Raw genomic sequence first — 24,569 nt, forward strand, 5'->3', positions numbered from 1 at the left:
CAAATAACTAAGCTCAAAACAATCTCTTTTTTGCCCCCTTTGTCCTTTAACAAAACGGCCCAGCTTGCTGATAAACAGTAAACCGGGCCATTGCTCATATAAATATACGAAAATTAACAGGCAAAAGCAAACCCTGCTGAATATGTTCCGCTATGGTCGCATCCGAAAAAAAACATAATGTGTCATGCTGAACTTGTTTCAGCATCCCATCAGCAGGTTTAAAACCATGCCTGTCCCCAACCTCGCAGGTGAGATGCCGAAATAAATTCGGCATGACTTATCTGATTTTCAGTCTGTGGTTGGAATGATAAGTTTGTCATGCTGAGGAACGAAGCATCTGTTATTAAACTTTTCAATCGCAGAGTAGATCCTTCAACCGTTCAGGATGACAAATGATTTTGATTTTCTGAACTTCGCTAAAACATCATGCGCCTCCGCCGTCGCTCGGCTCCTGCCAAGTGACGACTATTTGCAGGCCTCTGGCCTGCGATTTAAATTATGACTTCGTTTTCTACAGCGGCCGGAGGCCGGGTAATAACTGTCACTCGGCAGGGATTTTAGTCTCTGCTCTTTTAGCCTGTGGTCGGTGTTATCACCGCACCACAAACAGAATATTACAAACCCTTACCTATCCTCACCAAATAAAAGCGTTCCAATGTACCCAGTCTGCTGGTTTTGATGATGAATGGTAGCGTCATGTTTTCATTAGGGTAATTATAGAATGCCTGTACTATCCGGAAATTGGTGTGGTTCTTTTCCAGCTCCGCCTTTAATCCGTCGTCTATCAGGATAAGGGCATTGCTGTGCGTGGCCGCCTGGGCCATGCTCATAAAGGTTACCGGCTGATGGGTATAAAAATCGAAAGCGTTGGGCACATCAAAAGCGGCTATGATCTCGTCGTTTGGATAATGTTGATTAATGTATTCGGCCGCGTGGACGTCGCCTTTAAACTTGAGCAGCGTGGGGTAAACTACGCCCATGAGGTAAGCGTTAACCCATAAACCCATTACAGCGGTTAATAAAACCAGGGCCCTTTGCGGGTTGCCGCTGTTTTTATAAATGTACAAAGCAATACCGATGAGCAGGATACAAAGCGCTATAAACACGGGCCAGCGTTCGGGCGCATAAACAAAGTTAAGCACCGTTACCGCGATGACGAGCAACACCACGATAGCGTATTGAGCAATGGTAAAGAACTTGTTTTTGTTTTGGATCGCTTCGCGGATGAAACCTGCCGTAATGATAGCAAAGAAAGGAAACAGGATATTGGTATAAAAGGGTAGCTGAAATTTGGATACCGAAAATATCAGCAACATTACTACCGAGCCGCTGATGGTAATATACTCGGGCAGCTTTACCCCTTTGATCATTTTGCCAATATGCCTGATCAGCGCGTAATAAAACAACAGCATCCACGGCGCAAAGGCCCACAGCAGTGTATGCAGAAAAAAGAAGATACTGCCATGCGTATTGCGGATAAAACTGTTGTTGTTGAAACGACCAAACTGGCTGTCCCACAAAAACCAATGAATTCCCGATATGCCTGTTTTGCCAAACACCACTTTTTCGGGGTGCATATCAAACTGTATATATAAGGTATAAATTTCGGGCAGGGTAAAAACGGCGACCAATATAAAAGCCAGCAGCCATTTCCAATGGAACAGACTTTTGAGATCTTTTTTAAACAGGTAATCGCCTATGATAGCGCTGCCGATGGGGATGAGCAGGTAAATACCCTTGGTCATGACCGCGCAGGCTGTAAACAGGGCTCCAAGCAAAATATCGGCCCAGCCAAAACGCTCTTTAAGTTTATAAAAGTGATATACGGCCCCTATGAGCAAACCCATGATATAAGGCTCGGCCCGCACATCGGTGTTCGACATGAGCACGTGCTGCGCGGTAAGCAAGATCAGTGTGGCGATCAATGAGGTCTCCAGGTCGTAAAATTTGCGGGCCAGTTTATAGGTATACACCACCGACATCAGGAAAAACAACAAAGCTGGTAATTTATAAGCGATGGTATTGATGCCAAAGATCTTAAAACTGAGCGCGGCCATCCAGAACGGAAAATGGGGTTTATCCAGCCAATCTTTCCCATGATAGATGAGGTCGGTAAAATTATTGCTTTGGGCCATGCCACGGGCAATCACGCTGTACAAACTAGGGTCGTCGGTAAAATAACGGATACCGATGCCGGCTATATTCACCAATATGGCCAGTGCCAGCACTACGATGTATGGCTTTTTATTTGCGGAAGATAAAGTGCTTGCTGAACTATTCACCAGGGATATTTAGAGTACAAAATAACACATTATAATACGAAAAGGAAAACACATTGTCATCTCGACTGCAGGGAGAATAATAACCCGTGAAAAGACTTTTTCTAAAAAGGGTGTCATGCTGAGCTCCGTCGAAGCATGGTGGGCAGGCCTCTGCACTCTACCCTTCGACGGAGCTCAGGGTGACACCCCTCTCTCTATCTTATGCGTTCCAGGGCAAGTATTTGGGAGATGCTTCCTTAAGTGTCGGGCTAAGCGGGTTCAGGGTTTCGCCATTTAAAACTCTTTCGTATAGCGAAAGATAGCGCTGCGCCATTTTTTGAACGGTGAAATGCTCCATGGCATAATCATGGCAAAGTTGGTTGTTAAACGTATCTATAGCTTTTAGTCCGGCTACCAGTTCCTGTTTGCTGTTGCTGAGCAAACCAACCTCGGCCGGTACCAGTTCGGGTAACGATCCGTAAGGCGTACCAAACACGGGGCAGCCAAAATACAAACTTTCGATAATAGCCAAACCAAAAGGCTCATGCCATAAAACCGGGAACAGTAAGCCCTTTGAAGCATTCAACACGACCGACTTTTGGTCGTTATCAACCATGCCCTTAAAGCTCACATTTAAATTGGGTGTAAAGCGCAATCCCATCTTCAGGTTTAAACGTGTGCCACCCAATACCACCAGTTTGTTACGACTTTGGGTGGCTATATCAATGGCGCCTTTCACATTTTTAACGCGCCAGGCTGCTTTAGCCAAAAAGTGAGTATGGGTACGTTTCTGTTGCAGATTGGGCTTAGGATAATCGTCGGGGTCGAGACCATGGTGTACAAATGAGGTTGAACCATGGCGGGCAGCATGATCGGCAGATACAAATACGGAGTTTTGATCCAATACATGCCCATAGCCCGGGTTATTATGTACATTAATCAGGTATGGCTTTTTGGTAAAGCCACTTACCTGGAAATGAAAATGTACCACATCAATATCATCGGGTACCTGCAAGTTCATATCAGCAGCAGAATCATAAACCAGTACTTTAGCAAAGGGACAAGTGGAACCCTCGGCCACCAGGTAAGTAACCTCATGCCCCAGGCGGTTAAGCTCTTTACCCAACCACCAGATCACCCTTTCGGTACCGCCATATTTGGTAGCCGGTATAGCGGTATTGTTAACTATTAATATTTTCATGCAGCCGATGAATGTAAGCGTCCGAATTTCGGAATTTTAATTTGGATTGAAGATTTCTGATATCGATGGTCGGAAGAACCAACACCGCACAATAAATTAAATTTTTTTTCTAAATCCTAATTTTTACCGGTATTGCACATAAATAGCCACACAAACGTTTGATAAACCAATAAAACACATCATCAACCTGCTTTTTAAAGAAAAATCCCCACAAAAAATCATATAAATGATATAAATCACTAAAATAAGGGAGATGTATCTCCATATATTTTCACTAATTTTCACATTACCAATACAATCTACCAACTTTTTTAATTATTTTAGAAACTTCATTAAGTTCTTAACAATTTAACTAAAAGAAATGGATTCTGTTATCAAAGCCGAAAAGCCGGCAGCAAAAAGTTCGGGTATCAACCCTATTATTATTATAGGTGCATTATTTTTCATTTTCGGGTTTGTAACCTGGCTAAATTCTGTATTGATACCCTATTTAAAAATTGCCTGTCAGCTTAATAATTTTGAATCCTATCTTGTAACAACTGCTTTTTACATCGCCTATTTACTGATGGCCAAACCATCGGCCTGGGTGCTTAAACTATTTGGATTTAAAAATGGAATGGCTGTTGGCTTAATAGTTATTGCATTGGGAGCACTTATCTTTATTCCTGCCGCGCTCACCAGAGTATACAGTGTTTTTTTAATTGGCTTGTTTGTGCAGGGCACGGGATTGGCTATTTTGCAATCCGCATCAAATCCATATATCACTATTATCGGTCCGCCCGAAGGTGCAGCTAAGCGCATGAGCATTATGGGTATTTTTAATAAATGCGCGGGTGTGCTAGCCCCTATCGCCCTGGGTGCATTGGTATTAAACAACATAGATGCTTTTAGCGCCAGTCTGGTAAAACTAAGTCCGGCCGAAAAAATAGTACAGCTTAACGAATTAGCATCAAGAGTAATATTACCTTATATCATTATAGTGGTTGTGCTTGCTATATTAGCCGTTCTGATTTACTTTTCGGGTTTGCCCGAAATTGATACCGAACATGAGGACGAGGCGGTAGCAGCAGCCAACTCGGGCAAAAACAGCATACTTCAGTTTCCGCATTTAATATTGGGGGTAGTTGCACTTTTCTTTTACGTAGGCGCCGAAGTAATTGCCGGCGATTCGATCATAGGTTATGGAACCGCCAATCATATACCCATGGCTACGGCCAAATATTTTGCATCGGGTACGTTGATCTGTATGGTTATTGGTTATTTTTCGGGTATCCTGTTTATTCCCCGCTACATTAGTCAGCAAAAAGCTTTGGTTTATTCGGCTGTGTTAGGAGCTGTATTGACCATTATAGCGCTATTTACGCCTAAATATATTTCAATTGGTTGTATAGCGCTTTTGGGCCTGGCCAATTCATTAATGTGGCCGGCTATATGGCCGCTGGCTTTATCAGGCCTGGGTAGATTTACCAAAATCGGTTCGTCATTATTGGTTATGGGTATTGCTGGCGCGGCGGTTTTCCCGCCTATTTATGGTTTCCTGGTTGATAGATTTAAAACCAGCCTCGGCCCTGAAGCAGCAGCTCAAACATCTTACTGGATCCTGTTACCTATTTACTTGTTCATCTTATATTTTGCAGCTATTGGCTATAAAAAGGGGAAACATGTTATAGCGGTGTAAAAATTTTGTCTGAACCTTGATTAAACAGATTTAGGGATTACCTTGATTTTAAGAAATAATCGTGGTAATCCTTAAATCCCCAAAATCGTGGTTCAGACTATTTCCTGAACCACTTCCTGCTGGCTACCAACAACCCAAACTCTTCCGAAGGATTTTTCTGCATGGATTTATGATGGATCTTATGCGCCCGGCGGATCCCTGCCAGGTAGCGGTTATTACTTTTGAAGGCTTTAAAACGGTTATGGATAAACCAATCGTGGAAGATAAAATAGATGATACCATATATACTAATGCCGGTGCCTATCCAGAAGTGATAGTCTAAACTGATATGCCCTATCCACATCAGCCATAAAGCAAAGGCAGCGAAGCCTATGCTGAACAGATCGTTCAGCTCAAACCAGCCATGGCGTTCCTGATGATGCGTTTTGTGGATAAACCACAGTGGCCCATGAAATAGGTATTTATGCATGGCCCAGGATAGTAATTCCATAACCGCGATGGTGGTTATTGTGATCCCTAAGTTTAACAGTATATTCATTTACTGTTGTAAGGTTGAAATGTTATTTTTTCTTCTTTTCTGCCTCGAATTTCTTTAAGTAATCAATAAGCGATTTTGTTTTACTTGAAAACTCGATGCTTTTTGTATACAAATCATTGTACACCGTGTCATTGATTTTACCTGATCTGTACAAAATTATCAACTTGTTTCTAAACTCGCCTGAGGACCCTTTTGCATAGTTTAAAAATCTGATAAAATCAGGATTGTTATTATATTCAAATCCTTCTGCAATGTTATCAGACATTGAACAGGCTGCTCTTCTTATCTGGTCTTTCATCCCCCAATCTGATTTCATGGGCTCAGCATCACATAAAGAATATACTTCAACAGCAATGGAAACAGCTATTTTCCAAATCTCCAGGTCTTCAAATTTTTAAAACTTAGCCAAGCAGCGTTACAACATTAAAACATTTCAACCTTACAACAAATAAATTACATATGTATCGGCCTGTTGTCTGTAGCTGCTAAGCAGGCTTCGCGCATGGCTTCGGTGTAAGTTGGGTGGGCGTGGCTCATGCGCGAAATATCTTCGGCACTGGCACGGTATTCCATCGCAACAACGGCCTCGGCTATCATATCAGCAGCCCGCGGACCGATCATGTGAACACCCAGGATCTCGTCGGTAGTAGCGTCAGCCAGTACTTTCACAAAACCATCCAGATCACCGCTGGCACGTGCGCGACCACTGGCTTTGAATGGGAACGATCCTGTTTTATATTTTACACCAGCTGCTTTCAGCTGCTCTTCGGTTTGCCCAACAGCAGCAACTTCTGGCCAGGTATAAACAACTCCCGGTATCAGGTTATAATCGATATGTGGTTTCTGACCGGCAATGATCTCGGCAACCAAAGTACCTTCATCTTCGGCTTTGTGGGCCAGCATGGCGCCTTTAATCACGTCGCCAATAGCGTACACGCCTTTCACACTGGTTTCCAGGTGATCATTCACGGTGATCTTACGGCCGCGTTCTTCAACCGTGATACCAATTTTATCCAGGCCTAAACCATCAGTGTAAGCCACACGACCAACAGCAACCAGGCAGTAATCGCCTTTCAGTTCCTGTTTCTCGCCTTTCGGGGTATCAAAGGTTATGGTTACTTCTTTACCTTTTACGGTAACGCCGGTAACTTTATGACCCAGGTAAAACTCCATACCCAGTTTGGTCAACACTTTTTGCAGCTCTTTCCCCAAACCTTTATCCATAGTTGGGATAATGCCATCCATAAATTCAATTACAGATACTTTTGAGCCTAAACGGGCATAAACAGAACCCAGCTCCAAACCAATAACACCGCCGCCTATCAGCACCAGGTGTTTAGGGATTTCGGTCAGGGTTAACGCTTCGGTTGAGGTAATGATCCGTTTTTTATCGATCTTTAAAAATGGCAGTGCCGATGGTTTTGAACCGGTAGCGATGATCACGTTTTTGCTGGTGATCTCAGTTTCGGTGCCATCGCTCTTTTTAACGATGATGGTATTTTTATCTTTAAAAGACCCTACACCATAGTGGGTATCGATCTTATTTTTTTTCATCAGGTAAACAATACCACTGGTATTGGCATCAACAACTTCCTGCTTGCGTTTGATCATCTGGCCGAAATCAATTTTCAGGTTATCCAGGTTAATACCATGCGTTTTAAAGGAATGGGCCGCGTTATGGTAATGTTCAGATGAATCAAGCAGGGCTTTGGATGGGATACAGCCTACATTAAGACAAGTACCGCCAAGGGTAGTATATTTTTCAACAATCGCGGTTTTTAAACCAAGCTGGGCACAACGTATAGCGGCTACATAGCCACCTGGGCCCGAACCGATAACGATAACATCATATTGCATAAGTTTGTATTTTGTGGTTGGCAAAGTTAATGGTTATTAGGCTATTATTTTATAGATTAATGGTCAAAATTCACAATACTTATCTGTCCACACTTTTATCAGCGCAACCCTGTCTTTAATAAATTTCGGACCGAAAAACGGGTTCGACCAATCATCGAAGTTTTCATATTGAAAGCCCAGGTAAAATATCCAGAACCCTACGCCCAGATATGGAATGGACTTGATTTCCGGCTCAGATACCGGCCTTACTTTGCGGTAGGCTTCTATAAAAACCTTAAACATGCGGTCGGCTTCTTCGTCGGTGAGTTTGCCGGTAAATACATGCATAAAAAAATGCACAAAGAACGACATCAGATCGTTTGCCAGGTAACCTTGTCCCGCAAAATCGAAATCAAAAAAGGTGATCCCGCCATTATCGTCAAAATGAAAGTTTTTGGGCAAAAAATCATACTGGCAGTATCCGTAGCTAAACTTCTTTGTATCAAACGTATTTAGCTTTTGAATTACCTGCATGGCTGTTTCCTTTAAATAAGTGTATTCATCCGGGAGGTCGGCAAACACAGGCTTCAGAACTTTCAGGGGTCCGGTTAGCGTGGTATCAATGGTATAAGCTTTTCTTTTATAGTTCAGCTTCACCACCGAGGTGATGTTATGAACCGTGGCCATTTCACGGCCTACGGTTTTTAGCTGCTCATCAGACAGATCAAGGCTAACCTTCCCTTCAGCATAGGAAAACAAAATGCCGTAACGGATGCCTTCGGCGGCATCAAACTTTTGTATCTGGCTACCCAAAATATCGGTCAGCGGGTAGGATACATTGGCGCCATACTCTTTCAACATATTCAACAATTCCACTTCACCCTGAATCTCGGTTAATGAGCGGTGCATATCGCGGTAAATTTTTAAAATATATTTTGAATCAGCTCCTTCTAAAATATAGGTATCGCTCACCCCGTGCAGTAAAAACCGGCATGTGGTCAGATTTAAACGATAAGCTGTTTCAATATATTCTTTTAAAGCAATGGCCGATAAAGTGGAATACTGGGCTGGAAATGATGTCATAAATAGGGCAGATAATTATAGAAAAAAGAAATAGTAAATGGTCTTTATTTTAACTTTATTGTAACAGTGTTGCAGTAATAAGTTGAATTAACGATTTACTTGCTAAATTAGGGGTTTAAATTGACTGATCTCATGAAAAAAATTTACTCACTTTTTGCACTGTTACTCATGTGCAGCATTAACGCTTTTGCTCAAAGCGACTATGTAAAGGAACATTTTACCAAAAAAGACGTGTACATCACCATGCGCGATGGTAAAAAACTTTTCACCTCCATTTACACGCCGAAAGATGCTTCGGCCAAAAACAAGTACCCCATTATGATGCAGCGTACCTGTTATAGCGTTGCTCCTTACGGTGAGGATAAATATCCGGCACGTTTGGGTCCGTCGGAAATTATCATGAAAGAGGGTTACATTTTTGTATACCAGGATGTGCGCGGCCGCTGGAAAAGCGAGGGTACCTGGACCAACATGACCCCGGTTATCGACAATAAAAAAAGCAAAACCGATGTTGATGAGGGATCTGATACTTATGACACCATTGACTGGCTGATAAAAAATGTAGCCGGCAATAATGGCAAGGTTGGCCAGTATGGTATATCTTACCCCGGTTTTTACACCGCGGCGGGCATTCTGTCAAACCATCCGGCATTAAAAGCGTCATCTCCACAAGCTCCTATTTCCGATTTCTTTTTTGACGATTTTCATCATAACGGTGCATTTCTGGAAGGCTACTTTTTTACCTTCCCGGTTTTCGGTGTTCAAAAAACCGACACCACTACCAAGGCCTGGTATACCATGCTTAAACCCAATAGCAAAGATGGATATCAATACCTATTGGATCTTGGCCCGCTTAAAAATGCAGACAAATTTTATCACGACAATTTCTTCTGGCAGGAAACCATCAACCACCCCAACTATGACGAGTTCTGGCAAAAACGCGGCCTGTTAAAACATTACGGCAAAGTAAAACCAGCGGTAATGTTGGTAGGCGGCTGGTTTGATGCTGAGGATTTGACAGGTCCATTGGCTATTTACAAAACCATCAACAAAACCGACCCCAATGCCTACAATACCATTGTAATGGGTCCGTTTGGGCACGGCCGCTGGTCGCGCGAAACCGGGCACACCATGCACAGCAACGTTTACTTTGGTGATAGCATCGCTACTTTTTATCAAAAAAATATCGAAGCCAAATTCTTTAACCATTTCCTGAAAGGCAATGGCGACAAAAACTCAGGTTTGCCCAACGCTTATATGTACAATACAGGTAAAAAAGAATGGGCTACTTTTGATAAATGGCCGGCTCCAAATGCCGTTCATCAAAAAATGTATTTAGGTGCCGATGGCAAACTGGCCGACGCTCAGCCAGCTACCGCCGGTTCGGTATCATTTGTGAGCGATCCGCTTAAGCCGGTTCCGTATACCGAAGATAATACCACTACCATGGGCTTTACCCCACACAATTATATGAGCGAAGATCAGCGTTTTGCCGGTCGCCGCCCGGATGTGCTGGTTTATCAGACCGATGTATTAAATGACGACGTAACCCTTGGCGGCGAGATCATGGCACATCTTAAAATAGCCACTACCGGTACCGATGCCGATTTTGTGGTAAAACTGATTGACGTTTACCCTGCCGATGAGCCTAACAATCCATATATGCCCAACAAAAACATTATCCTGAGCAATTACTGGCAAATGGTACGCTCCGAAGTAATGCCGGCTCGTTTCCGCAATAGCTTCGAGAAACCGGAACCTTTGGTGGCCAATCAAAAAACCGATGTTAACTTCCGCCTGCAGGATGTACTGCATACCTTTAAAAAAGGGCACCGCATCATGATCCAGGTACAAAGTACCTGGTTCCCGATCATAGCACGTAACCCGCAAAAATTTGTTGAGAACCCGTATAAGGCAGATGAAAGCGATTACATCAAAGCCACCGAAACTGTTTATAACGACAGTTTTATTGATGTGCAGATATTGAAATAAGCCTCACACCAGCCCTTCTCCCAACGGAGAAGGGCTTTTTTTATTCTCCGTTTTGGGTGAATGCAAAAAATTCCCATAAGAAGATTTAGTAGATTTAATCTCATTTGAATCAATGATGAAAATACTTGAAAAAATTAAGTACCATAAAGAGAATAAACAACGGGTAAGATTATACCGAAGAGTTTCAAAAGGTAAAACTGAAATAAGCAATGGGTATATTCTTGATTATTCCGATAAATTTATTTTAATCCACGAGTCTGATGATTTTAAAATAGACGGATATAGCATAGTACCGGTTAAACAGGTTAAGAAGCTCCGTTATGATAAAAGTGATGAATATTTTAATCAAATGATGATTTGGGAAAATGAGATTGAAAAGGTAGGAATAGATTATGCCATTAACCTAAGCAGCTGGCAATCTATCTTTGAATTATTACAGGCTAAAGAATTAAATGTAGTTGTTGAATGTGAAGGAGCTGAGATCAATCCCTTCTCCATTGGCCCGATCGTTAAAACCGGTAAAAAACATGTCCATATTTTATACTTTGATGCAGAAGGATATTTTGAGGATAGCCCATCATCAATAGATTATAAATCAATTACAAGAATTGCTTTTGAAACGCAATATCTTACTGTATTCGGTAAATATACCAGATATAAAATTGCGTAATTGCTCCCTTACAGTAAACCTCTCCCACGGAGAGGGGCTTTTTTCTTAAAACGCCCCCCTTTTAGGGTGAATTTAAAAGCAACTTATCTTTAAAATAAACTTAATCACAAGATATTTGTAGATTTAGGTTCATTTAAACATTGACTGATCCGTTACAATGAACAACTCATCATTAATTAAACTAAATTATCAGTTTATATTGGGGGCAATCGTATTACTCCTCCCGGTTATTGCCAAAGCCCAGCTTTTAGAAGAGAAAGAAAAATACACGCATGCAGATACGCTGCGCGGCAGCCTTACGCCTTTGCGTACCTGTTATGATATTAACTATTATCACCTTGATGTGAAGGTTAATATCGATCAAAGGGCCATCAGTGGCAGCAACCAATTTAAATTTACCGCTACAGAGGATTTTACCAAATTGCAGTTTGATCTGTTTGCCAATCTGAATGTAGACAAAGTAGTGTATAAAGGTAAAAACCTGCCTTATACCCGCGATGCCAATGCCGTTTTTGTTACATTTCCACAACCGATTGCCAAAGGCAGTAAGGACGAGTTTACCGTATACTATTCGGGCAAGCCAACTGTAGCTGTTAATGCCCCCTGGGATGGTGGTTTTGTGTTTAAAAAAGATTCCCTGGGCAAACCATGGGTAGCTACCGCCTGCGAGGGTGTTGGCGCCAGCATCTGGTGGCCTAATAAAGATCACCTGAGCGATGAGGTTGACAGTATGATGATCAGCATCAGCGTGCCCAAAGGATTAAAAGATGTATCAAACGGCAGGCTTCGTAAAGTAACTCCGCTTAAAGATGGCTATACCCGCTTTGATTGGTTTGTGGCCAACCCCATTAACAATTATGATGTAGTTGCCAACATTGGCGATTATACCCACTTTAGCGATACATACGATGGCGAAAAAGGCAAGCTCAGCCTTGATTTTTGGGTACTGCCTGCCAGCCTGGAGAAAGCCAAAAAGCAATTTGCCGAAAATGTAAAGCCTATGCTTAAAGCCTTTGAACACTGGTTTGGCCCTTATCCGTTTTACGAGGATGGCTATAAACTGGTAGAAACACCGCATTTAGGTATGGAGCACCAGAGCGCTACTGCTTATGGTAACCATTATTTGAATGGCTATCTGGGTTATGATATGTCGGGCACGGGCTGGGGACTTAAATGGGATTATATTATAGTACACGAAAGCGGTCACGAGTGGTTTGGCAACAACATCACCGGTAAAGATCTGGCCGATATGTGGATACATGAAGGCTTTACCTGTTATTCCGAATCGTTGTTTATTGAAAACAACTGGGGCAAAAAAGCAGGCCAGGAATACAACAAAGGACTTAGAATAGGAATTGGAAACGAGAGCCCTATTGTAGGTGTTTACAATGTAAACAAAGAAGGCTCCGGAGATATGTACCCCAAAGGCGCGGTATTGCTCAATATGGTGCGCACCATTATTAATGATGATGAAAAATGGCGCGGGATCCTGCGCGGCTTAAATAAAACCTTTTATCATCAAACCGTTACTTATGACCAGGTGGTCAATTATATCACCGAGCAATCGGGCAAAAAACTACTTCCTGTTTTTGATCAGTACCTGCATTATAAAAACCTGCCTACGCTGGAGTTTGCTACCAGAGATGGTAAACTGACCAGCCGTTGGATAGCCGATGTAAATGGTTTTACTATGCCCGTATTGGTAAGGGTTAAAGGCGGCGAATATCAGTTTATTACCCCTACTAACCGTTTTACCCCGGTTGCTATTGAAGGCGCTACTCTGGATAATATTGAAGTGGATACATTTAACTACTATATCGGTATACTGAAAGATTAGTATGAGCATGCATTACATCAAATTCATGAGCCTGCTTATATTTTTATTCGCGGGGCAAATTACTATGGCACAGATCGGTGTGATCAAGCTTAATAAAAGATCGATACCATCGTCAGTTAAATATAAAGGAGATATTGTTAATGCTGTACGTTTTACAGATAGCGAAGGTGAGCACTTATTAATCGCTACCGAAACCGGGATAACCGATACCAAGGGAGATAGCGAAGATGGCAACGGCCGCGACGCGGCACTTTACGCATATCAATACACCATAAAGAGCACCGGGAGCCTACAGCTAAACTGGCAAATGGTTGATTTTGTGAAGGATTGCCAGGTTGACCTGGAAGCGATATATATTCCGGGTACTTTTGCTGTTACCGATCTGGACAGAAATGGCAAAGCCGAAGTATGGCTGATGTACAAAACATTATGCGCCGGTGATATCAGTCCGGGCGAAATGAAGATCATTATGCATGAGGGTGGTAACAAATATGCTATCAGAGGGCAAAACAAAGTTAAAGTGGGGCCGGGCGACTATGATGGCGGCAAATATACTTTTGACGATGCTTTTAAAAGCGGGCCGGAGCTGTTCAGAAAATATGCCCAGGAGCTTTGGAGAAAGAATATTTGGGGGCCGCGAGACTAAACATTTATTATCTAAGTTACACGAAATTATTAGGACTGTTTTTGACGATGATTGTTGTACAAATACAAAGTAGTTTTGCTCAGATCAAGGTTACTCAATTAACCGTAAAGGCAATACCTAAAACCATACATTATTCGGGGCATGTTATCAATGCAGTGCATTATAATGATAGAGAAGGTGAACACATGGTTATCACTACAGAAACTGGGGAAACACCCTCCAAAGGAAGTGAAAATGGAGATGAAAGGGATGCTGCTCTATATGCTTATCATTATAATATTGGTAATAATACAGAACCCAAACTCAGTTGGCAAACCTATGATTTTATTAAGGAATGTCCGGTTGATATTAAAGCCAGCTATATCCCAAACACTTTTGCCATTACTGATCTTGACAATAATGGAAAAGCAGAGGTGTGGCTCATGTATAAAACTGTATGCCACGGAGATGTAAGCCCAAGCTATATGAAGATCATTATGCACGAGGGCAGTAAAAAATATGCGATCAGGGGTGAAAACAAGGTTCGATTATCTGAAAAAGAATATGTTGGTGGCGAATACACATTTGACGAAGCCTTTAAAAAGGGGCCTGAATTGTTCAGACAATACGCCATTGGTCTCTGGAAAAAGAATTTATTAGAAACCTGGAAATAGACTATCTGCTCTGTTTCAAATTAGAATACCCATTAACATGAAAATAAAACAATTATATCGGATAGCATTAGCATTAATAATTAGTGCTACTACCCTATCTGTAAAAGCCCAACTTGGCGCCAACCGCGAAACTTTTACCCGCGCCGATACCCTGCGCGGTAGTTTAACACCATTACGCACCTGTTATGATATCAATTACTATCACCTGGATGTGAAGTTTGATATCGATCAAAGATATATCAGCGGCAGCAACCAGTTTAAATTTACAGCCACACAGGATTTTACCAAACTCCAGTTCGACCTGTTTGCTAACCTAAAAGTTGATAAGGTAGTTTACAAAGGGCAGGAGCTGCCTTATACACGGGAGTTTAACGCCGTATTCATCACCTTTCCGCATACCATAACCAAAGGCAGCGCCGATGAGTTTACCGTATTTTACTCCGGCAACCCCACAGTGGCTAAACGCGCTCCCTGGGATGGCGGCATCGTGTATACTACCGACTCTTTAGGTAAACCCTGGGTGGCTACCGCCTGCCAGGGCATCGGCGCCAGCATATGGTGGCCTACTAAAGATCATCAGTATGACGAGGTTGACAGCGCCCTCATCAGCATCAGCGTACCCAATGGTTTAAAGGATGTATCAAACGGTCGCTTACGTAAAGTAACTAAATTAAAAGATGGTTATACCCGTTTTGACTGGTTTGTAGCCAACCCCATCAACAACTATGATATTGAGGCTAACATTGGCGATTATGTACACTACGATGGCGTTTATCCCGGCGAAAAAGGAAAGCTGACCATGGATTACTGGCCACTAACCTACAACCTGAACAAGGCTAAAAAACAATGGAATGAGAATGCTACCAAAATGCTCAAAGCATTTGAGTACTGGTTTGGCCCTTATCCATTTTATGAAGACGGCTATAAACTGGTAGAAGCACCACACCTGGGCATGGAGCACCAAAGCGGCACCGCCTACGGTAATCATTACCAGAATGGCTACCTGGGCCGCGACCTTTCGGGTACGGGATGGGGTTTAAAATGGGATTTTATTGTGGTACATGAGAGCGGGCACGAATGGTTTGGTAATAATATTACCTCCAAAGATGTAGCTGATATGTGGATCCACGAAAGTTTCACCAACTACTCCGAATCGTTATTTGTGGAAACCTATTATGGCAAACAGGCCGGGCAGGAATATGTACACGGCACCCGTTTGGCAATACAGAATGATCGCCCTATTGTTGGCCCTTACGGCGTAAACAGGGAAGGATCGGGCGATATGTATTATAAAGGCGGCAACCTGCTCAACATGATCCGTACCGTTATTAATGATGATGAAAAATGGCGAAATATTCTGCGTGGGCTCAACAAAACATTCTACCATCAAACCGTTACTTACGACCAGGTGGTTAATTACATTACCGAGCAAAGCGGTATGAATCTGGCGCCCATATTTGACCAGTACCTGCATTATAAAACCATCCCTATCCTGGAGTTTTTGACCTATAAGGATAAAATACGTTGCCGTTGGATAAACGTAAGCAGTAAAAAGTTCAACATGCCGGTAAGGGTTAAAGTAAAAGGTGGAGATTATCAATTCATCACCCCAACTACCCGCTTTACACCATTAAAACTGGATGGCGCTACAGAAGATAACATTGAAGTAGATACTTTTAATTATTACATAGGGGTAGCGCGCAATTGAGTTGTATTAAGTTAAATCGGGTTTGTCAAGATGACAAAAAAAGGCCGGAAAGCTTCTTTATTTAAAAAACAGTGCAACCTATCGGCGCGTGTTGCGTCTTATAAACAAATAATTAACGTTAACATGAAATCACTAACCAAACTATTATTACTTGCCGCCTTAGCAACAGGCACCGCTGGCTATACTTATGCCAAACCTGTTACTACGGTTAAAATCATACAACAAAGCACACAGGACCGTCATTTATCCGGCTTCCATGCTATTGATCTGGCAGGTTCTTTTGATGTTTACATTACACAGGGCCCAACTGAGTCGGTAAAGGTAGAAGCACCTTCTAATGTTATCGACCGTATTGTTACCGAAGTACAGGATGGAGTATTAAAAATACACAGTAAAAAAGACTCCAACTGGAATAACTGGAGTTTTGGAAATAAAAGAATGGTGATCTACGTTACCGCAAAGGATCTGAATGGTGTTTCGGTAACCGGTTCTGGCGATATCTTTTTTAAAGACGGTATCAGTACTAACTCCTTAAAATTAAGTATTACCGGATCGGGCGATATGCAGGGTAAGGTGAATGTTAAAAAACTGGAAAGCAGGATATCAGGTTCTGGCGACATGAGCCTATCAGGCCGTGCCGATGACTCAAGTGTAAGCGTAGTAGGCTCCGGTGATTTTAAGGCCCGCGACCTGGTAACCGTAAGCACTGCGGTGCGTGTAGCTGGCTCTGGCGATGCCGTTGTAAATGCCAGCAATAAAGTAGATGCTTCTGTAAGTGGTTCTGGCGATATTCACTATACCGGCGGCGCTAAAAATATCAGCAGCTCCAAAGCAGGCAGCGGGGATATCAGCAGGCTGTAGGCCTCACCCTGCCCTCTCCAAAGGAGAGGGTTCCTGATTAGCACGGTGTTTAAAGATTAAAAAGTAAAAGAGCGATAGCATTAATAATGCTATCGCTCTTTTTTTGCCAATATTCAAGTAAGAACCCTCTCCTTTGGAGAGGGCAGGGTGAGGTCAAAACCTCGTATAAATAGCCAGCTGGGCCACGTGGTTCAGCGTATAGGTTTCGGCCAGGTTGATGTATTGGTTAAGGTAACCCGCTTCTACATCAAACTTTTTACTAACGCGATAGCCGACCGCAACATAGGCGCGATTCTGGTCAAAAAAATGTTTGTTCACCCTGTTCTTATTCTGAACGTTAAAAAACACCTCGTTCTGCAAAGCCAGGAATGGGCCTTTGGTAAATATAGCCGAATCATTCTTAAACGGGATTATCCCCCTCACAAAATACCGGAAACGCTGGGCAAAGTAATCGTCATTTTTATTATTGGCTGTTTCCCCTAAAAAGCGTTGCTCCAAACGGAAACGGTGTGCTACAGATATGTGTTTACCAAGCTTATGCGAGTAAGTATACTGCTGCCAGATCCGCTGTTCGGGCCTGAAGGTTTTGTCGCCATTGGCGGTACGGCCATTGGTTGCTATATAGGCATAACCCAAGGCCGCTACCTTGTTATTGGCAAAATAATAATTTGCCGATGGACGCAGCAGCGTGTGTTTTAAATAGCTCAGATCATCATGTGAGCGGAATTGCCCGTCAAATGAATAACCCCAGTGCTCAGATAAGCGCTGGCTGTGAAACCAGGCCGCCCAGCCCGAAAATTGATTCTCTTGTGCCAATAGCCTTGCAGGAGCTATAAACACTAACACAAAAAGAACCAGTAGTTTGTGCTTTAATTGCATAGTATATGTGATTTGTTTTAAAATTAGTATCGAGTATTTTAGTATCAAGTATCATGACCATATTAAAATCTTGATACTTGATACTAAGCACTTGATACCTGACTAAGGTTAATTTCTTTCTTTACTAATCCTTGAATTTGAGCAAGGTTTTCCGGCCCAAATCAAACGTTACCCTAAACGCTTCCTGGTTACTCATAGCAGATCCGGGCACCTGGTGAAAGCTTAAAATAAACTGCCCTTTTATACGGTTAAACAAAAACGGCGTATAAATGATATCCAAACGGTTATAGGTTTTGTACTGATAAAACGAATCGCCGTATATAATATGACTGCCGTCGCCTTTATAAAACTCATCAAACAAAGCAAACTTGTGCCAGCTTAAATAAGCATTGGCTATAAAGCCTTTTGGTTTTTGAAAACCATCTACACCACGTGTGCGCTCAAATGACATCATGCCGCCTGCTTCCACAGATAACGAATCTAAAAAGGTTTTATGACTAAAATCAAGACCTAAACGGATCTGGCCTCCGCCATTATCCTGTATATGATCATTCGGGATAGGAATGCCCGGACCGGCATCATGCAGTAGTAAAAAGTAATGCGACACATAAAAAGGGCCAAAAAGCGAAGGACGGTATTTACCGGAGAAACCAAATAAGAATTCTTCGCGTTCGGTATCGGTTTGGCGGCTCACCCAGTCGATCCAACCGGTTTCAGTAAAATGTTCGTTGTGATAACGGGCCAGTAAACCTTCTACGTTAGGGCGGTAATAACGCAGGGTATCATTCAGCAAAGCACGTGGGTAATCGTCCAGTAAACCTTCGCGCGGAAATGCACCCGCGTTAAACAACCAGTTTTTACCGGTATAGCTGTAGTAGGCTACAGGATTAACCTTTACAAAATAAGGCTGCGCGCCAAATTCATGCAGGGCGTTGGCACCAACAATAAAGTGATGCACACTATCGATATTTAAACCCATATCCAACTCCGTACGCACACCCGAGTAGGTGCGTGAACGTAGCACAAAAGGTTTGTATTCGCGGTTATCCAGAAAGCCCATTCCATTAAAATGGATATCGAGACTATTTTGTGCCAAAGCAGCAGTACTGCTTATAAAGGTAATGATTGCAAAAAGGTATAGTTTTTTAAGCATGGGGTGATGTATTATTTAACTGTAAACTTGATATAGGTGCTGTTTCTGCTTCCTTCAAACGGTTCCGTTCGCCAGGAAAAAAACAAGCCGTAATTCCCTTTTTTAAGCGGGGCTTTAAATGTAAAATTATAGTGAGCCTGCGCGCCGGGTTTTAACGTGGGCAGGTCATAAATATTTTGCTGAGCCGATTGTACCTCTACAATGTCTTCACCTAATAAAAAACAAGCTTCTACCGCGAGTGGGTGCAAGGTGTTGGTATTGTTGAAATTAATTGGGAATGGATATGGATTGGTAATAAGCACCTCTACCGACTGCTGTTGTCCCGGAATCAAGGTCATACTGTCCACCGCAGGTTTACAGATCACTTTTTGATAAGTACGTGTATCTTTAACCCAGCCACCATACCATTTACCCGCGGTATTACTGGTATGGATACTATCGGTTGTTATACCTTTAATTTTATCCTCTGTAAGGTAATATATATTGGTGTGCTGCAGGCTGTCCTCAAAAGGCCACATATCAAACTGGGTGGTGCGGTAATAGCGCGAATCGTACCCAAAGCCTTTTAATGAATTGGTATAAAAGCAATACTTGGATGGATTTTGATATTCATCCTTCATGATCACATAATGATCGCCGGCTTTGGCCTGTACCGCTTTGGCCCAATCCCTGAATCCATAATAGCTGGCCAATTGATTATTTTCCTTTAAAAACGGGAACCCAGCCACCATACAAAGCCTGAAAACCACAATAAGCACAACGTTAACCACTGCCAGACGGTAAAGCCATACCGGGTTAAGTTGTTTTTGCTTAATCCCGATCAATGCCAGCATTATCAGCGGCACAAAGGCTATCAGCGTGTAATGCGGTTGTACATTTACCTTTAAGGTATTGAGGTAAAAAAATATAAAAACGCCGGCAGCGTTAACCATCAGGCCACGCATAAAGGCATCTTTTATTTTGGTGGTGAAAGCCTTGTAGAATATAAACCAGCTGATGAGCGGTCCGCCGATGAGCAACTGAGCTGCCAGAAAAATAAAGCCGTAAGTAATATCAAAACCACCTTCAGAGCGTTCAAATAAATTGAGGTTTATCGCCGGGAAATTGTGATGGTACTGCCATATGATATGGGGCACAAATAAAGCCAAAGCCAGCACCGCTATCAGGTAAAATGAGGCCCGCCTTAATAACTTCAGGTTGGATAAAAGGGTAAAACCAACCAGCAAAATGCCGTGGTACTTACTATACAGCAAACAGGCTACAATAACGCCAAGTATAATAGCCAGTAACCAGCTATCGCTATCAAGATATCGCTGATAAAAAAAGTAAAAGAGTATGGCAAAAAATAACAGCGGGGCATCGGGCGTGGCAGTAAATCCATATACATGAAATATCAGTATGCCCGACATCAACAGGATAAACCATTTGGCACTCACCTCATATCGCTTCAGCATCAACCAGACCAGGTATATGGCTCCTGTGCTCGATAGTAAAGTGATCAATCTGGCGCCGAGTTCATTATGCATCAGCATATCACCAATACGGATAAATACTGCTACCATGGGCGGGTGATAATAAAACCCCCAGTCCATCATGCGTGAAAATACCCAGTAATAGGCCTCATCGGCATGCAACTCTAGCGTAGCCGATTGCAACACGTTCAATGCTGTCCACAACAATAAAAAATAAATAACAGGGCGGCTATATTTTACCGGGGCCTGCGGATTATTTAAACTGTCGTGCTGCATTAACTATACTAAAATTTTAATTGGCAAAGGTATGATAAAAGATATAAGGCTTAAAGTATTCGCAATCATCATTAAGTAATTTGATCAAATAATACATCTAATCTTCATAATTTAGCCTTAACAAATAAAACCAAACATGTTCAAATCTGAATTTATAAAACAACCCAGAAAATTTATACTTAACCAGGTGGAGGGCCTTACCACCGAGCAACTTAACCATATACCTACCGGCTTTAATAATAACCTCGTCTGGAATCTGGCTCACCTGATATCAGGGCAACAAGGTATATGCTATACCCGCGCCGGGTTACCCTTTGTTGTAGAGGATAAATACTACACCCCCTTCAGGCCCGATACCAAGCCCGAACGCTTTATTGATACAGAAGAGATAGCCCATATTAAAGAACTTTTCCTGAGCAGTATTGACCGTTTGGAGGCCGATATGCAAGCTAATATATTTACCAATTACCCTGCCTGGTTGAGTCGTTACGGCACCACCATCAACTCGTTTAATGAAGCCATGGAGTTGTTGCCATTTCACGAAGGATTGCACTGTGGCTATATTATGGCATTGAAAAGGGCGGTATTAAATGAATTGGTCTAATTTGTTATGCTGAGGATTAAAATTCAGGGACTGTGAAGGAGCAATAACGTGTTACATTAAAATAAGGACTCAATTATTAATAAAGAATATGTCGAGGAGGCACGACGAAGCAATCTCGTAGCTATGCATACTGTTGAGAACGCGAGGAGATTGCCACGCTACGCTCGCAATGACATGACGCGGGCTCGTCATAAGCAATGATAAAAGATATTAGATCCTTCGCTACGTTAAGGATGACAAAGGGGGGCTTTTGTTTAAAAAACAGTCGCTTCTTTGTTATACTTAATCCGGTAATCGTTCGGGGTCATGCCGGTTATTTTTTTAAAAATATCCCGGAAGGTTTTCACGTCAGAATAACCCACATGATACATCACTTCATTGATCGATCGTTTACCAGTTTCCAGCTGTTTCTTGGTAGCTTCGATCTTGACACGCTGGATGTATTCGACCACAGTACTTCGCGTAGCCTTTTTAAACCTGCGCTCAAACGTACGGCGACTGACATTAAAAACATCCGCGATTTTGTCGACGGTTAATTTTCCTTTATAATTCTGTTCAATAAACTCCTGCGATTTCAGGATGGTATCGTCCTCATGGTTCTTCTGACCGTTAAAAATAATAAAGGGCGATTGGTACCTGCGATCGATATCGATCACAAAAAATTTGGCTGTATGAATGGCTATTTCGCGGTTGGTATATTTTTCGACCAGGTACAACAGCAAGTTCCAGTAGGCGTTATTTCCCCCGCTTGAGTATAAACCATGCTGATGCGTGATCACTTTTTCGTCGACCAGGGTTACATCCGGATAATAATACCTGAATTCGTTGGCATAGGCCCAATGCGTTGTACATTGCCTGTCTCTTAACAAACCGGTGAATGCCAGCAGAAAGGCGCCTGTACACAAACTGGCTACCTCGGCACCTTGTTTATATTGATCAATTATCCAGGATGCATAATCTTTATTAACATAAGCCGCAGCAATGGCATCACCCATCATGGATGGAATAATGATCAGGTCGGTTTGCGGCAAATCATCCATGATCACATCCGGCTTAACAGAGAAATTGCCATTGTTTAATTGTACTTCCTTGTCTGTCCCTACCAGTTTCACGACGAATAAAGGCGGCTTTCCTGAGTTTTCCAAGAGTTCATTAACGGTAGCAAATACATAGGCAGCATCGGCGATGGAGGCCATGACCGCGTTTTTGAGCGTTAAGATGGCAATGTTGATCATGATTAAATATACCATTTTGTCGCAATACCCTACCTAAGATTGTCGTATTAGCACATCATGTCTAATAGATATAGCGCTTACCTTTGTTTTAACAAAACAACAATAATCATGATCAGCATTAATCCTTATTTAAATTTCATGGGCAATACCGAAGAGGCCATGAAATTTTACCAATCCATATTCGGTGTAGAATTTGCAGGTTTTCAGCGTTTTAACGAAAGTCCGGGATTTGAGCGAATGCCTAAGCAAGATCAGGAAAAGATCATGTACGCGTCGCTTCCTATGGGTAAACATAATAACCTGATGGCCACCGACACCTTAGAATCAATGGGGCAAACCTTAACCATGGGTAATAACTTTTACATCAACATTAATACCGAAAGTGAGGCCGAAACGGACAAGCTATTCAATGGCCTGGCCGCGGGTGGTAAAATAGAAATGCCGCTTAACAAAACCTTTTGGGGAGCCTATTGCGGCATGTGCCGGGATAAATTCGGCATACAATGGATGATCAATTTCGATCTGAAGCAAACGGCTAAATAGTTATGAAGAAGATAAATATATTTTACTGGATCTGCACGGGTATATTGCTCGCTATGGTAGGTGTAGGTTCGGTATTTGACGCTATCGCTTACCCCGATTCGGTCAAGATTGTTACCGGACTCGGATACCCTGCTTACCTGGTGCCGTTTTTGGGTATTGCCAAACTTCTTGCCTTCGCGGTGATTCTTGTTCCTGGTTATCCACGATTGAAAGAATGGGCCTATGCTGGTATCGCGTTCGACATACTGGGCGCCTTGTATTCCAACATTGTTCTTGGCAAACCCTTGCCGGCTTTGATCTTTATCATCCTGCCTATTTTACTGTTGGCCGGGTCTTACATATTTTACCATAAAAGATCAGACGTAGGTAATCGTGTGCTTGTTGAAAGCTAAACCGGTCAGAAAAAAGCAAACACAAAAAAGGCCTTCTTATACAAGAAGGCCTTTTTACTATAAACTCTTTTATAAATTTTATTGTCCGGATAAAGCCGCGGCACCACTCACAATTTCGGTAAGCTCGGTGGTGATGGCTGCCTGACGGGCCTGGTTGTATGAAAGCTTAAGGGCTTTTAACAATTCGCCTGCGTTTTCAGTCGCCTTATCCATGGCTGTCATACGGGCGCCATGCTCAGAAGCGTTGGAATCCAATACAGCACGATATACTTGTATCTTGATATTTTTAGGTATCAACTGCTCTACGATTTCTTCTTGCGAAGGCTCCAGTATGTAATCAACATTAGCAGTTTTTACCTCTTCTTGTTTTTCAGGTTTTGGTACTGGCAACAATTGCTCGGCAATTAAAAACTGTACTGCCGCGTTCCTGAAATGGTTATACACCAGCTCCACACGGTCATAATCGCCATTAACAAAACCTTCCATAATGCTTTCGGTAATTTTGGAAGTATTTTCAAAGTTAAGGTCAAGGTACAAATCGTTATTGTTACCAATTACGTTGTACTTACGACGCTGATAATACTCCTGGCTTTTTTTACCGATAGCTACTATCGAAACATTACCAGCCTGCAATTGCTTGGTATATTTTTCGGCAATAAGGTTGTTAGCTGTTTTAATTGCGTTGGCATTAAAAGCACCAGCCAAACCACGGTTTGAGGTTACTACAATCACCAATACACGTACAGGCTCACGCTCCTGTAGATAAGGTGATGAACCATCCTCTAAACTTGCAGATAAATTAGCCAGCAACTCCTTTAGCTTATTGGCATAAGGGCGCAATTGTACAATAGCATTTGTAGCACGTTTCAACTTAGCCGCCGAAACCATTTTCATGGCCTTGGTGATCTGCTGGGTTGATGATACAGATGTTATCCTGTTTCTTACTTCTTTTAAATTAGCCATTTTGTTGAGATGTGAGATGTGAGATATGAGATATGAGACTTAACTCATTTTCCCTTTTCTCCGCTACTCATTTCTATTGCTTTTTTTT

Annotated in this window: 23 protein-coding genes; 12 read left to right on the forward strand and 11 right to left on the reverse strand. The window is 42.3% G+C overall.

From position 1 onward, the window contains the following. Positions 1 to 614: 614 nt before the first annotated feature. Both BLR84_RS22625 and BLR84_RS22630 read right to left on the reverse strand, forming a co-directional pair. On the reverse strand, positions 615 to 2,282 hold the full coding sequence (locus BLR84_RS22625; protein WP_143013973.1) for an ArnT family glycosyltransferase: 1,668 nt from the start codon (positions 2,280 to 2,282) through the stop codon (positions 615 to 617). Positions 2,283 to 2,481: 199 nt separating this feature from the next. Continuing rightward, positions 2,482 to 3,462: a glycosyltransferase gene (locus tag BLR84_RS22630; protein ID WP_090472534.1), complete on the reverse strand. Its 981-nt coding sequence runs from the start codon at positions 3,460 to 3,462 to the stop codon at positions 2,482 to 2,484. Between the two features lie 361 nt (positions 3,463 to 3,823). Here BLR84_RS22630 and BLR84_RS22635 point away from each other — a divergent pair, with 361 nt between their 5' ends. Beyond that, a complete protein-coding gene (locus BLR84_RS22635; protein ID WP_090472535.1) occupies positions 3,824 to 5,140 on the forward strand; it encodes a sugar MFS transporter in 1,317 nt (438 codons plus the stop codon). Between the two features lie 97 nt (positions 5,141 to 5,237). On the opposite strand, the gene BLR84_RS22640 is transcribed toward BLR84_RS22635, so the two are convergent. From BLR84_RS22640 to BLR84_RS22655, 4 genes are all read right to left on the reverse strand, one after another. Next, a complete protein-coding gene (locus tag BLR84_RS22640; RefSeq protein ID WP_090472536.1) occupies positions 5,238 to 5,678 on the reverse strand; it encodes a sterol desaturase family protein in 441 nt (146 codons plus the stop codon). 22 nt (positions 5,679 to 5,700) lie between these two features. Then, positions 5,701 to 6,060, reverse strand: coding sequence for a four helix bundle protein (locus BLR84_RS22645; RefSeq protein ID WP_369829199.1), 360 nt, complete (start codon positions 6,058 to 6,060; stop codon positions 5,701 to 5,703). Positions 6,061 to 6,131: 71 nt separating this feature from the next. Then, positions 6,132 to 7,535, reverse strand: coding sequence for a dihydrolipoyl dehydrogenase (gene lpdA / locus BLR84_RS22650; RefSeq protein ID WP_090472537.1), 1,404 nt, complete (start codon positions 7,533 to 7,535; stop codon positions 6,132 to 6,134). A 63-nt stretch (positions 7,536 to 7,598) separates the two neighbouring features. After that, positions 7,599 to 8,597, reverse strand: a complete 999-nt coding sequence (locus BLR84_RS22655) for a phosphotransferase enzyme family protein (protein WP_090472538.1) — start codon at positions 8,595 to 8,597, stop codon at positions 7,599 to 7,601. Between the two features lie 132 nt (positions 8,598 to 8,729). Here BLR84_RS22655 and BLR84_RS22660 point away from each other — a divergent pair, with 132 nt between their 5' ends. From BLR84_RS22660 to BLR84_RS22690, 8 genes are all read left to right on the forward strand, one after another. After that, positions 8,730 to 10,589 (forward strand): CocE/NonD family hydrolase, encoded by a 1,860-nt coding sequence (locus BLR84_RS22660; protein WP_090472539.1) that lies wholly within the window; start codon positions 8,730 to 8,732, stop codon positions 10,587 to 10,589. Positions 10,590 to 10,701: 112 nt separating this feature from the next. Then, positions 10,702 to 11,259, forward strand: a complete 558-nt coding sequence (locus BLR84_RS22665; protein ID WP_090472540.1) for a hypothetical protein — start codon at positions 10,702 to 10,704, stop codon at positions 11,257 to 11,259. A gap of 157 nt (positions 11,260 to 11,416) precedes the next feature. Continuing rightward, the gene (locus BLR84_RS22670) at positions 11,417 to 13,096 is read left to right on the forward strand and encodes a M1 family metallopeptidase (protein ID WP_090472541.1); all 1,680 of its coding nucleotides are present in this window, start codon (positions 11,417 to 11,419) and stop codon (positions 13,094 to 13,096) included. A 16-nt stretch (positions 13,097 to 13,112) separates the two neighbouring features. Next, the gene (locus BLR84_RS22675) at positions 13,113 to 13,742 is read left to right on the forward strand and encodes a M949_RS01915 family surface polysaccharide biosynthesis protein (RefSeq protein ID WP_369829200.1); all 630 of its coding nucleotides are present in this window, start codon (positions 13,113 to 13,115) and stop codon (positions 13,740 to 13,742) included. 47 nt (positions 13,743 to 13,789) lie between these two features. Continuing rightward, positions 13,790 to 14,395 carry a M949_RS01915 family surface polysaccharide biosynthesis protein gene (locus tag BLR84_RS30435; RefSeq protein WP_090472542.1) on the forward strand — a complete coding sequence of 202 codons (606 nt, stop codon included), beginning with the start codon at positions 13,790 to 13,792 and terminating at the stop codon, positions 14,393 to 14,395. 37 nt (positions 14,396 to 14,432) lie between these two features. Then, on the forward strand, positions 14,433 to 16,103 hold the full coding sequence (locus BLR84_RS22685; RefSeq protein WP_090472543.1) for a M1 family metallopeptidase: 1,671 nt from the start codon (positions 14,433 to 14,435) through the stop codon (positions 16,101 to 16,103). Between the two features lie 146 nt (positions 16,104 to 16,249). Continuing rightward, positions 16,250 to 16,315, forward strand: coding sequence for a hypothetical protein (locus BLR84_RS30630; protein WP_369829201.1), 66 nt, complete (start codon positions 16,250 to 16,252; stop codon positions 16,313 to 16,315). Between the two features lie 49 nt (positions 16,316 to 16,364). Continuing rightward, a complete protein-coding gene (locus BLR84_RS22690) occupies positions 16,365 to 16,964 on the forward strand; it encodes a head GIN domain-containing protein (RefSeq protein ID WP_369829202.1) in 600 nt (199 codons plus the stop codon). Positions 16,965 to 17,117: 153 nt separating this feature from the next. On the opposite strand, the gene BLR84_RS22695 is transcribed toward BLR84_RS22690, so the two are convergent. The 3 genes from BLR84_RS22695 to BLR84_RS22705 form a co-directional block, all read right to left on the reverse strand. Further along, positions 17,118 to 17,843, reverse strand: a complete 726-nt coding sequence (locus tag BLR84_RS22695; protein ID WP_090472544.1) for a DUF2490 domain-containing protein — start codon at positions 17,841 to 17,843, stop codon at positions 17,118 to 17,120. A 124-nt stretch (positions 17,844 to 17,967) separates the two neighbouring features. Continuing rightward, the gene (locus BLR84_RS22700; RefSeq protein WP_090472545.1) at positions 17,968 to 18,996 is read right to left on the reverse strand and encodes a hypothetical protein; all 1,029 of its coding nucleotides are present in this window, start codon (positions 18,994 to 18,996) and stop codon (positions 17,968 to 17,970) included. Positions 18,997 to 19,007: 11 nt separating this feature from the next. Then, entirely contained in the window at positions 19,008 to 20,744 is a 1,737-nt protein-coding gene (locus tag BLR84_RS22705; RefSeq protein ID WP_090472546.1) for an ArnT family glycosyltransferase, read from the reverse strand. A 136-nt stretch (positions 20,745 to 20,880) separates the two neighbouring features. Between BLR84_RS22705 and BLR84_RS22710 the strand changes: the two genes are divergently transcribed. After that, on the forward strand, positions 20,881 to 21,348 hold the full coding sequence (locus BLR84_RS22710) for a DinB family protein (protein WP_090472547.1): 468 nt from the start codon (positions 20,881 to 20,883) through the stop codon (positions 21,346 to 21,348). Between the two features lie 254 nt (positions 21,349 to 21,602). Here BLR84_RS22710 and BLR84_RS22715 read toward each other — a convergent pair whose 3' ends face one another. Next, entirely contained in the window at positions 21,603 to 22,583 is a 981-nt protein-coding gene (locus BLR84_RS22715) for a GlxA family transcriptional regulator (protein ID WP_090472548.1), read from the reverse strand. Between the two features lie 108 nt (positions 22,584 to 22,691). Here BLR84_RS22715 and BLR84_RS22720 point away from each other — a divergent pair, with 108 nt between their 5' ends. Beyond that, complete coding sequence (locus BLR84_RS22720) at positions 22,692 to 23,126, forward strand: VOC family protein (protein WP_090472549.1); 435 nt, start codon at positions 22,692 to 22,694, stop codon at positions 23,124 to 23,126. A 2-nt stretch (positions 23,127 to 23,128) separates the two neighbouring features. Next, positions 23,129 to 23,518: a DoxX family protein gene (locus tag BLR84_RS22725; RefSeq protein WP_090472550.1), complete on the forward strand. Its 390-nt coding sequence runs from the start codon at positions 23,129 to 23,131 to the stop codon at positions 23,516 to 23,518. Between the two features lie 78 nt (positions 23,519 to 23,596). On the opposite strand, the gene atpG is transcribed toward BLR84_RS22725, so the two are convergent. Beyond that, positions 23,597 to 24,481, reverse strand: a complete 885-nt coding sequence (gene atpG, locus BLR84_RS22730; RefSeq protein ID WP_090472551.1) for an ATP synthase F1 subunit gamma — start codon at positions 24,479 to 24,481, stop codon at positions 23,597 to 23,599. Between the last annotated feature and the right edge of the window lie 88 nt (positions 24,482 to 24,569).

The organism is Mucilaginibacter sp. OK268, assembly GCF_900103125.1.
GTDB lineage: Bacteria > Bacteroidota > Bacteroidia > Sphingobacteriales > Sphingobacteriaceae > Mucilaginibacter.

Excerpts from the sequence above, each read along its gene's own strand:
- BLR84_RS22630 (WP_090472534.1), bottom strand. The coding sequence starts at position 3,462 with ATGAAAATATTAATAGTTAACAATACCGCTATACCGGCTACCAAATAT.
- BLR84_RS22635 (WP_090472535.1), top strand. The coding sequence starts at position 3,824 with ATGGATTCTGTTATCAAAGCCGAAAAGCCGGCAGCAAAAAGTTCGGGT.
- BLR84_RS22640 (WP_090472536.1), bottom strand. The coding sequence starts at position 5,678 with ATGAATATACTGTTAAACTTAGGGATCACAATAACCACCATCGCGGTT.
- lpdA (WP_090472537.1), bottom strand. The coding sequence starts at position 7,535 with ATGCAATATGATGTTATCGTTATCGGTTCGGGCCCAGGTGGCTATGTA.
- BLR84_RS22655 (WP_090472538.1), bottom strand. The coding sequence starts at position 8,597 with ATGACATCATTTCCAGCCCAGTATTCCACTTTATCGGCCATTGCTTTA.
- BLR84_RS22660 (WP_090472539.1), top strand. The coding sequence starts at position 8,730 with ATGAAAAAAATTTACTCACTTTTTGCACTGTTACTCATGTGCAGCATT.
- BLR84_RS22665 (WP_090472540.1), top strand. The coding sequence starts at position 10,702 with ATGATGAAAATACTTGAAAAAATTAAGTACCATAAAGAGAATAAACAA.
- BLR84_RS22670 (WP_090472541.1), top strand. The coding sequence starts at position 11,417 with ATGAACAACTCATCATTAATTAAACTAAATTATCAGTTTATATTGGGG.
- BLR84_RS30435 (WP_090472542.1), top strand. The coding sequence starts at position 13,790 with ATGATTGTTGTACAAATACAAAGTAGTTTTGCTCAGATCAAGGTTACT.
- BLR84_RS22685 (WP_090472543.1), top strand. The coding sequence starts at position 14,433 with ATGAAAATAAAACAATTATATCGGATAGCATTAGCATTAATAATTAGT.
- BLR84_RS22695 (WP_090472544.1), bottom strand. The coding sequence starts at position 17,843 with ATGCAATTAAAGCACAAACTACTGGTTCTTTTTGTGTTAGTGTTTATA.
- BLR84_RS22700 (WP_090472545.1), bottom strand. The coding sequence starts at position 18,996 with ATGCTTAAAAAACTATACCTTTTTGCAATCATTACCTTTATAAGCAGT.
- BLR84_RS22705 (WP_090472546.1), bottom strand. The coding sequence starts at position 20,744 with ATGCAGCACGACAGTTTAAATAATCCGCAGGCCCCGGTAAAATATAGC.
- BLR84_RS22710 (WP_090472547.1), top strand. The coding sequence starts at position 20,881 with ATGTTCAAATCTGAATTTATAAAACAACCCAGAAAATTTATACTTAAC.
- BLR84_RS22715 (WP_090472548.1), bottom strand. The coding sequence starts at position 22,583 with ATGATCAACATTGCCATCTTAACGCTCAAAAACGCGGTCATGGCCTCC.
- BLR84_RS22720 (WP_090472549.1), top strand. The coding sequence starts at position 22,692 with ATGATCAGCATTAATCCTTATTTAAATTTCATGGGCAATACCGAAGAG.
- BLR84_RS22725 (WP_090472550.1), top strand. The coding sequence starts at position 23,129 with ATGAAGAAGATAAATATATTTTACTGGATCTGCACGGGTATATTGCTC.
- atpG (WP_090472551.1), bottom strand. The coding sequence starts at position 24,481 with ATGGCTAATTTAAAAGAAGTAAGAAACAGGATAACATCTGTATCATCA.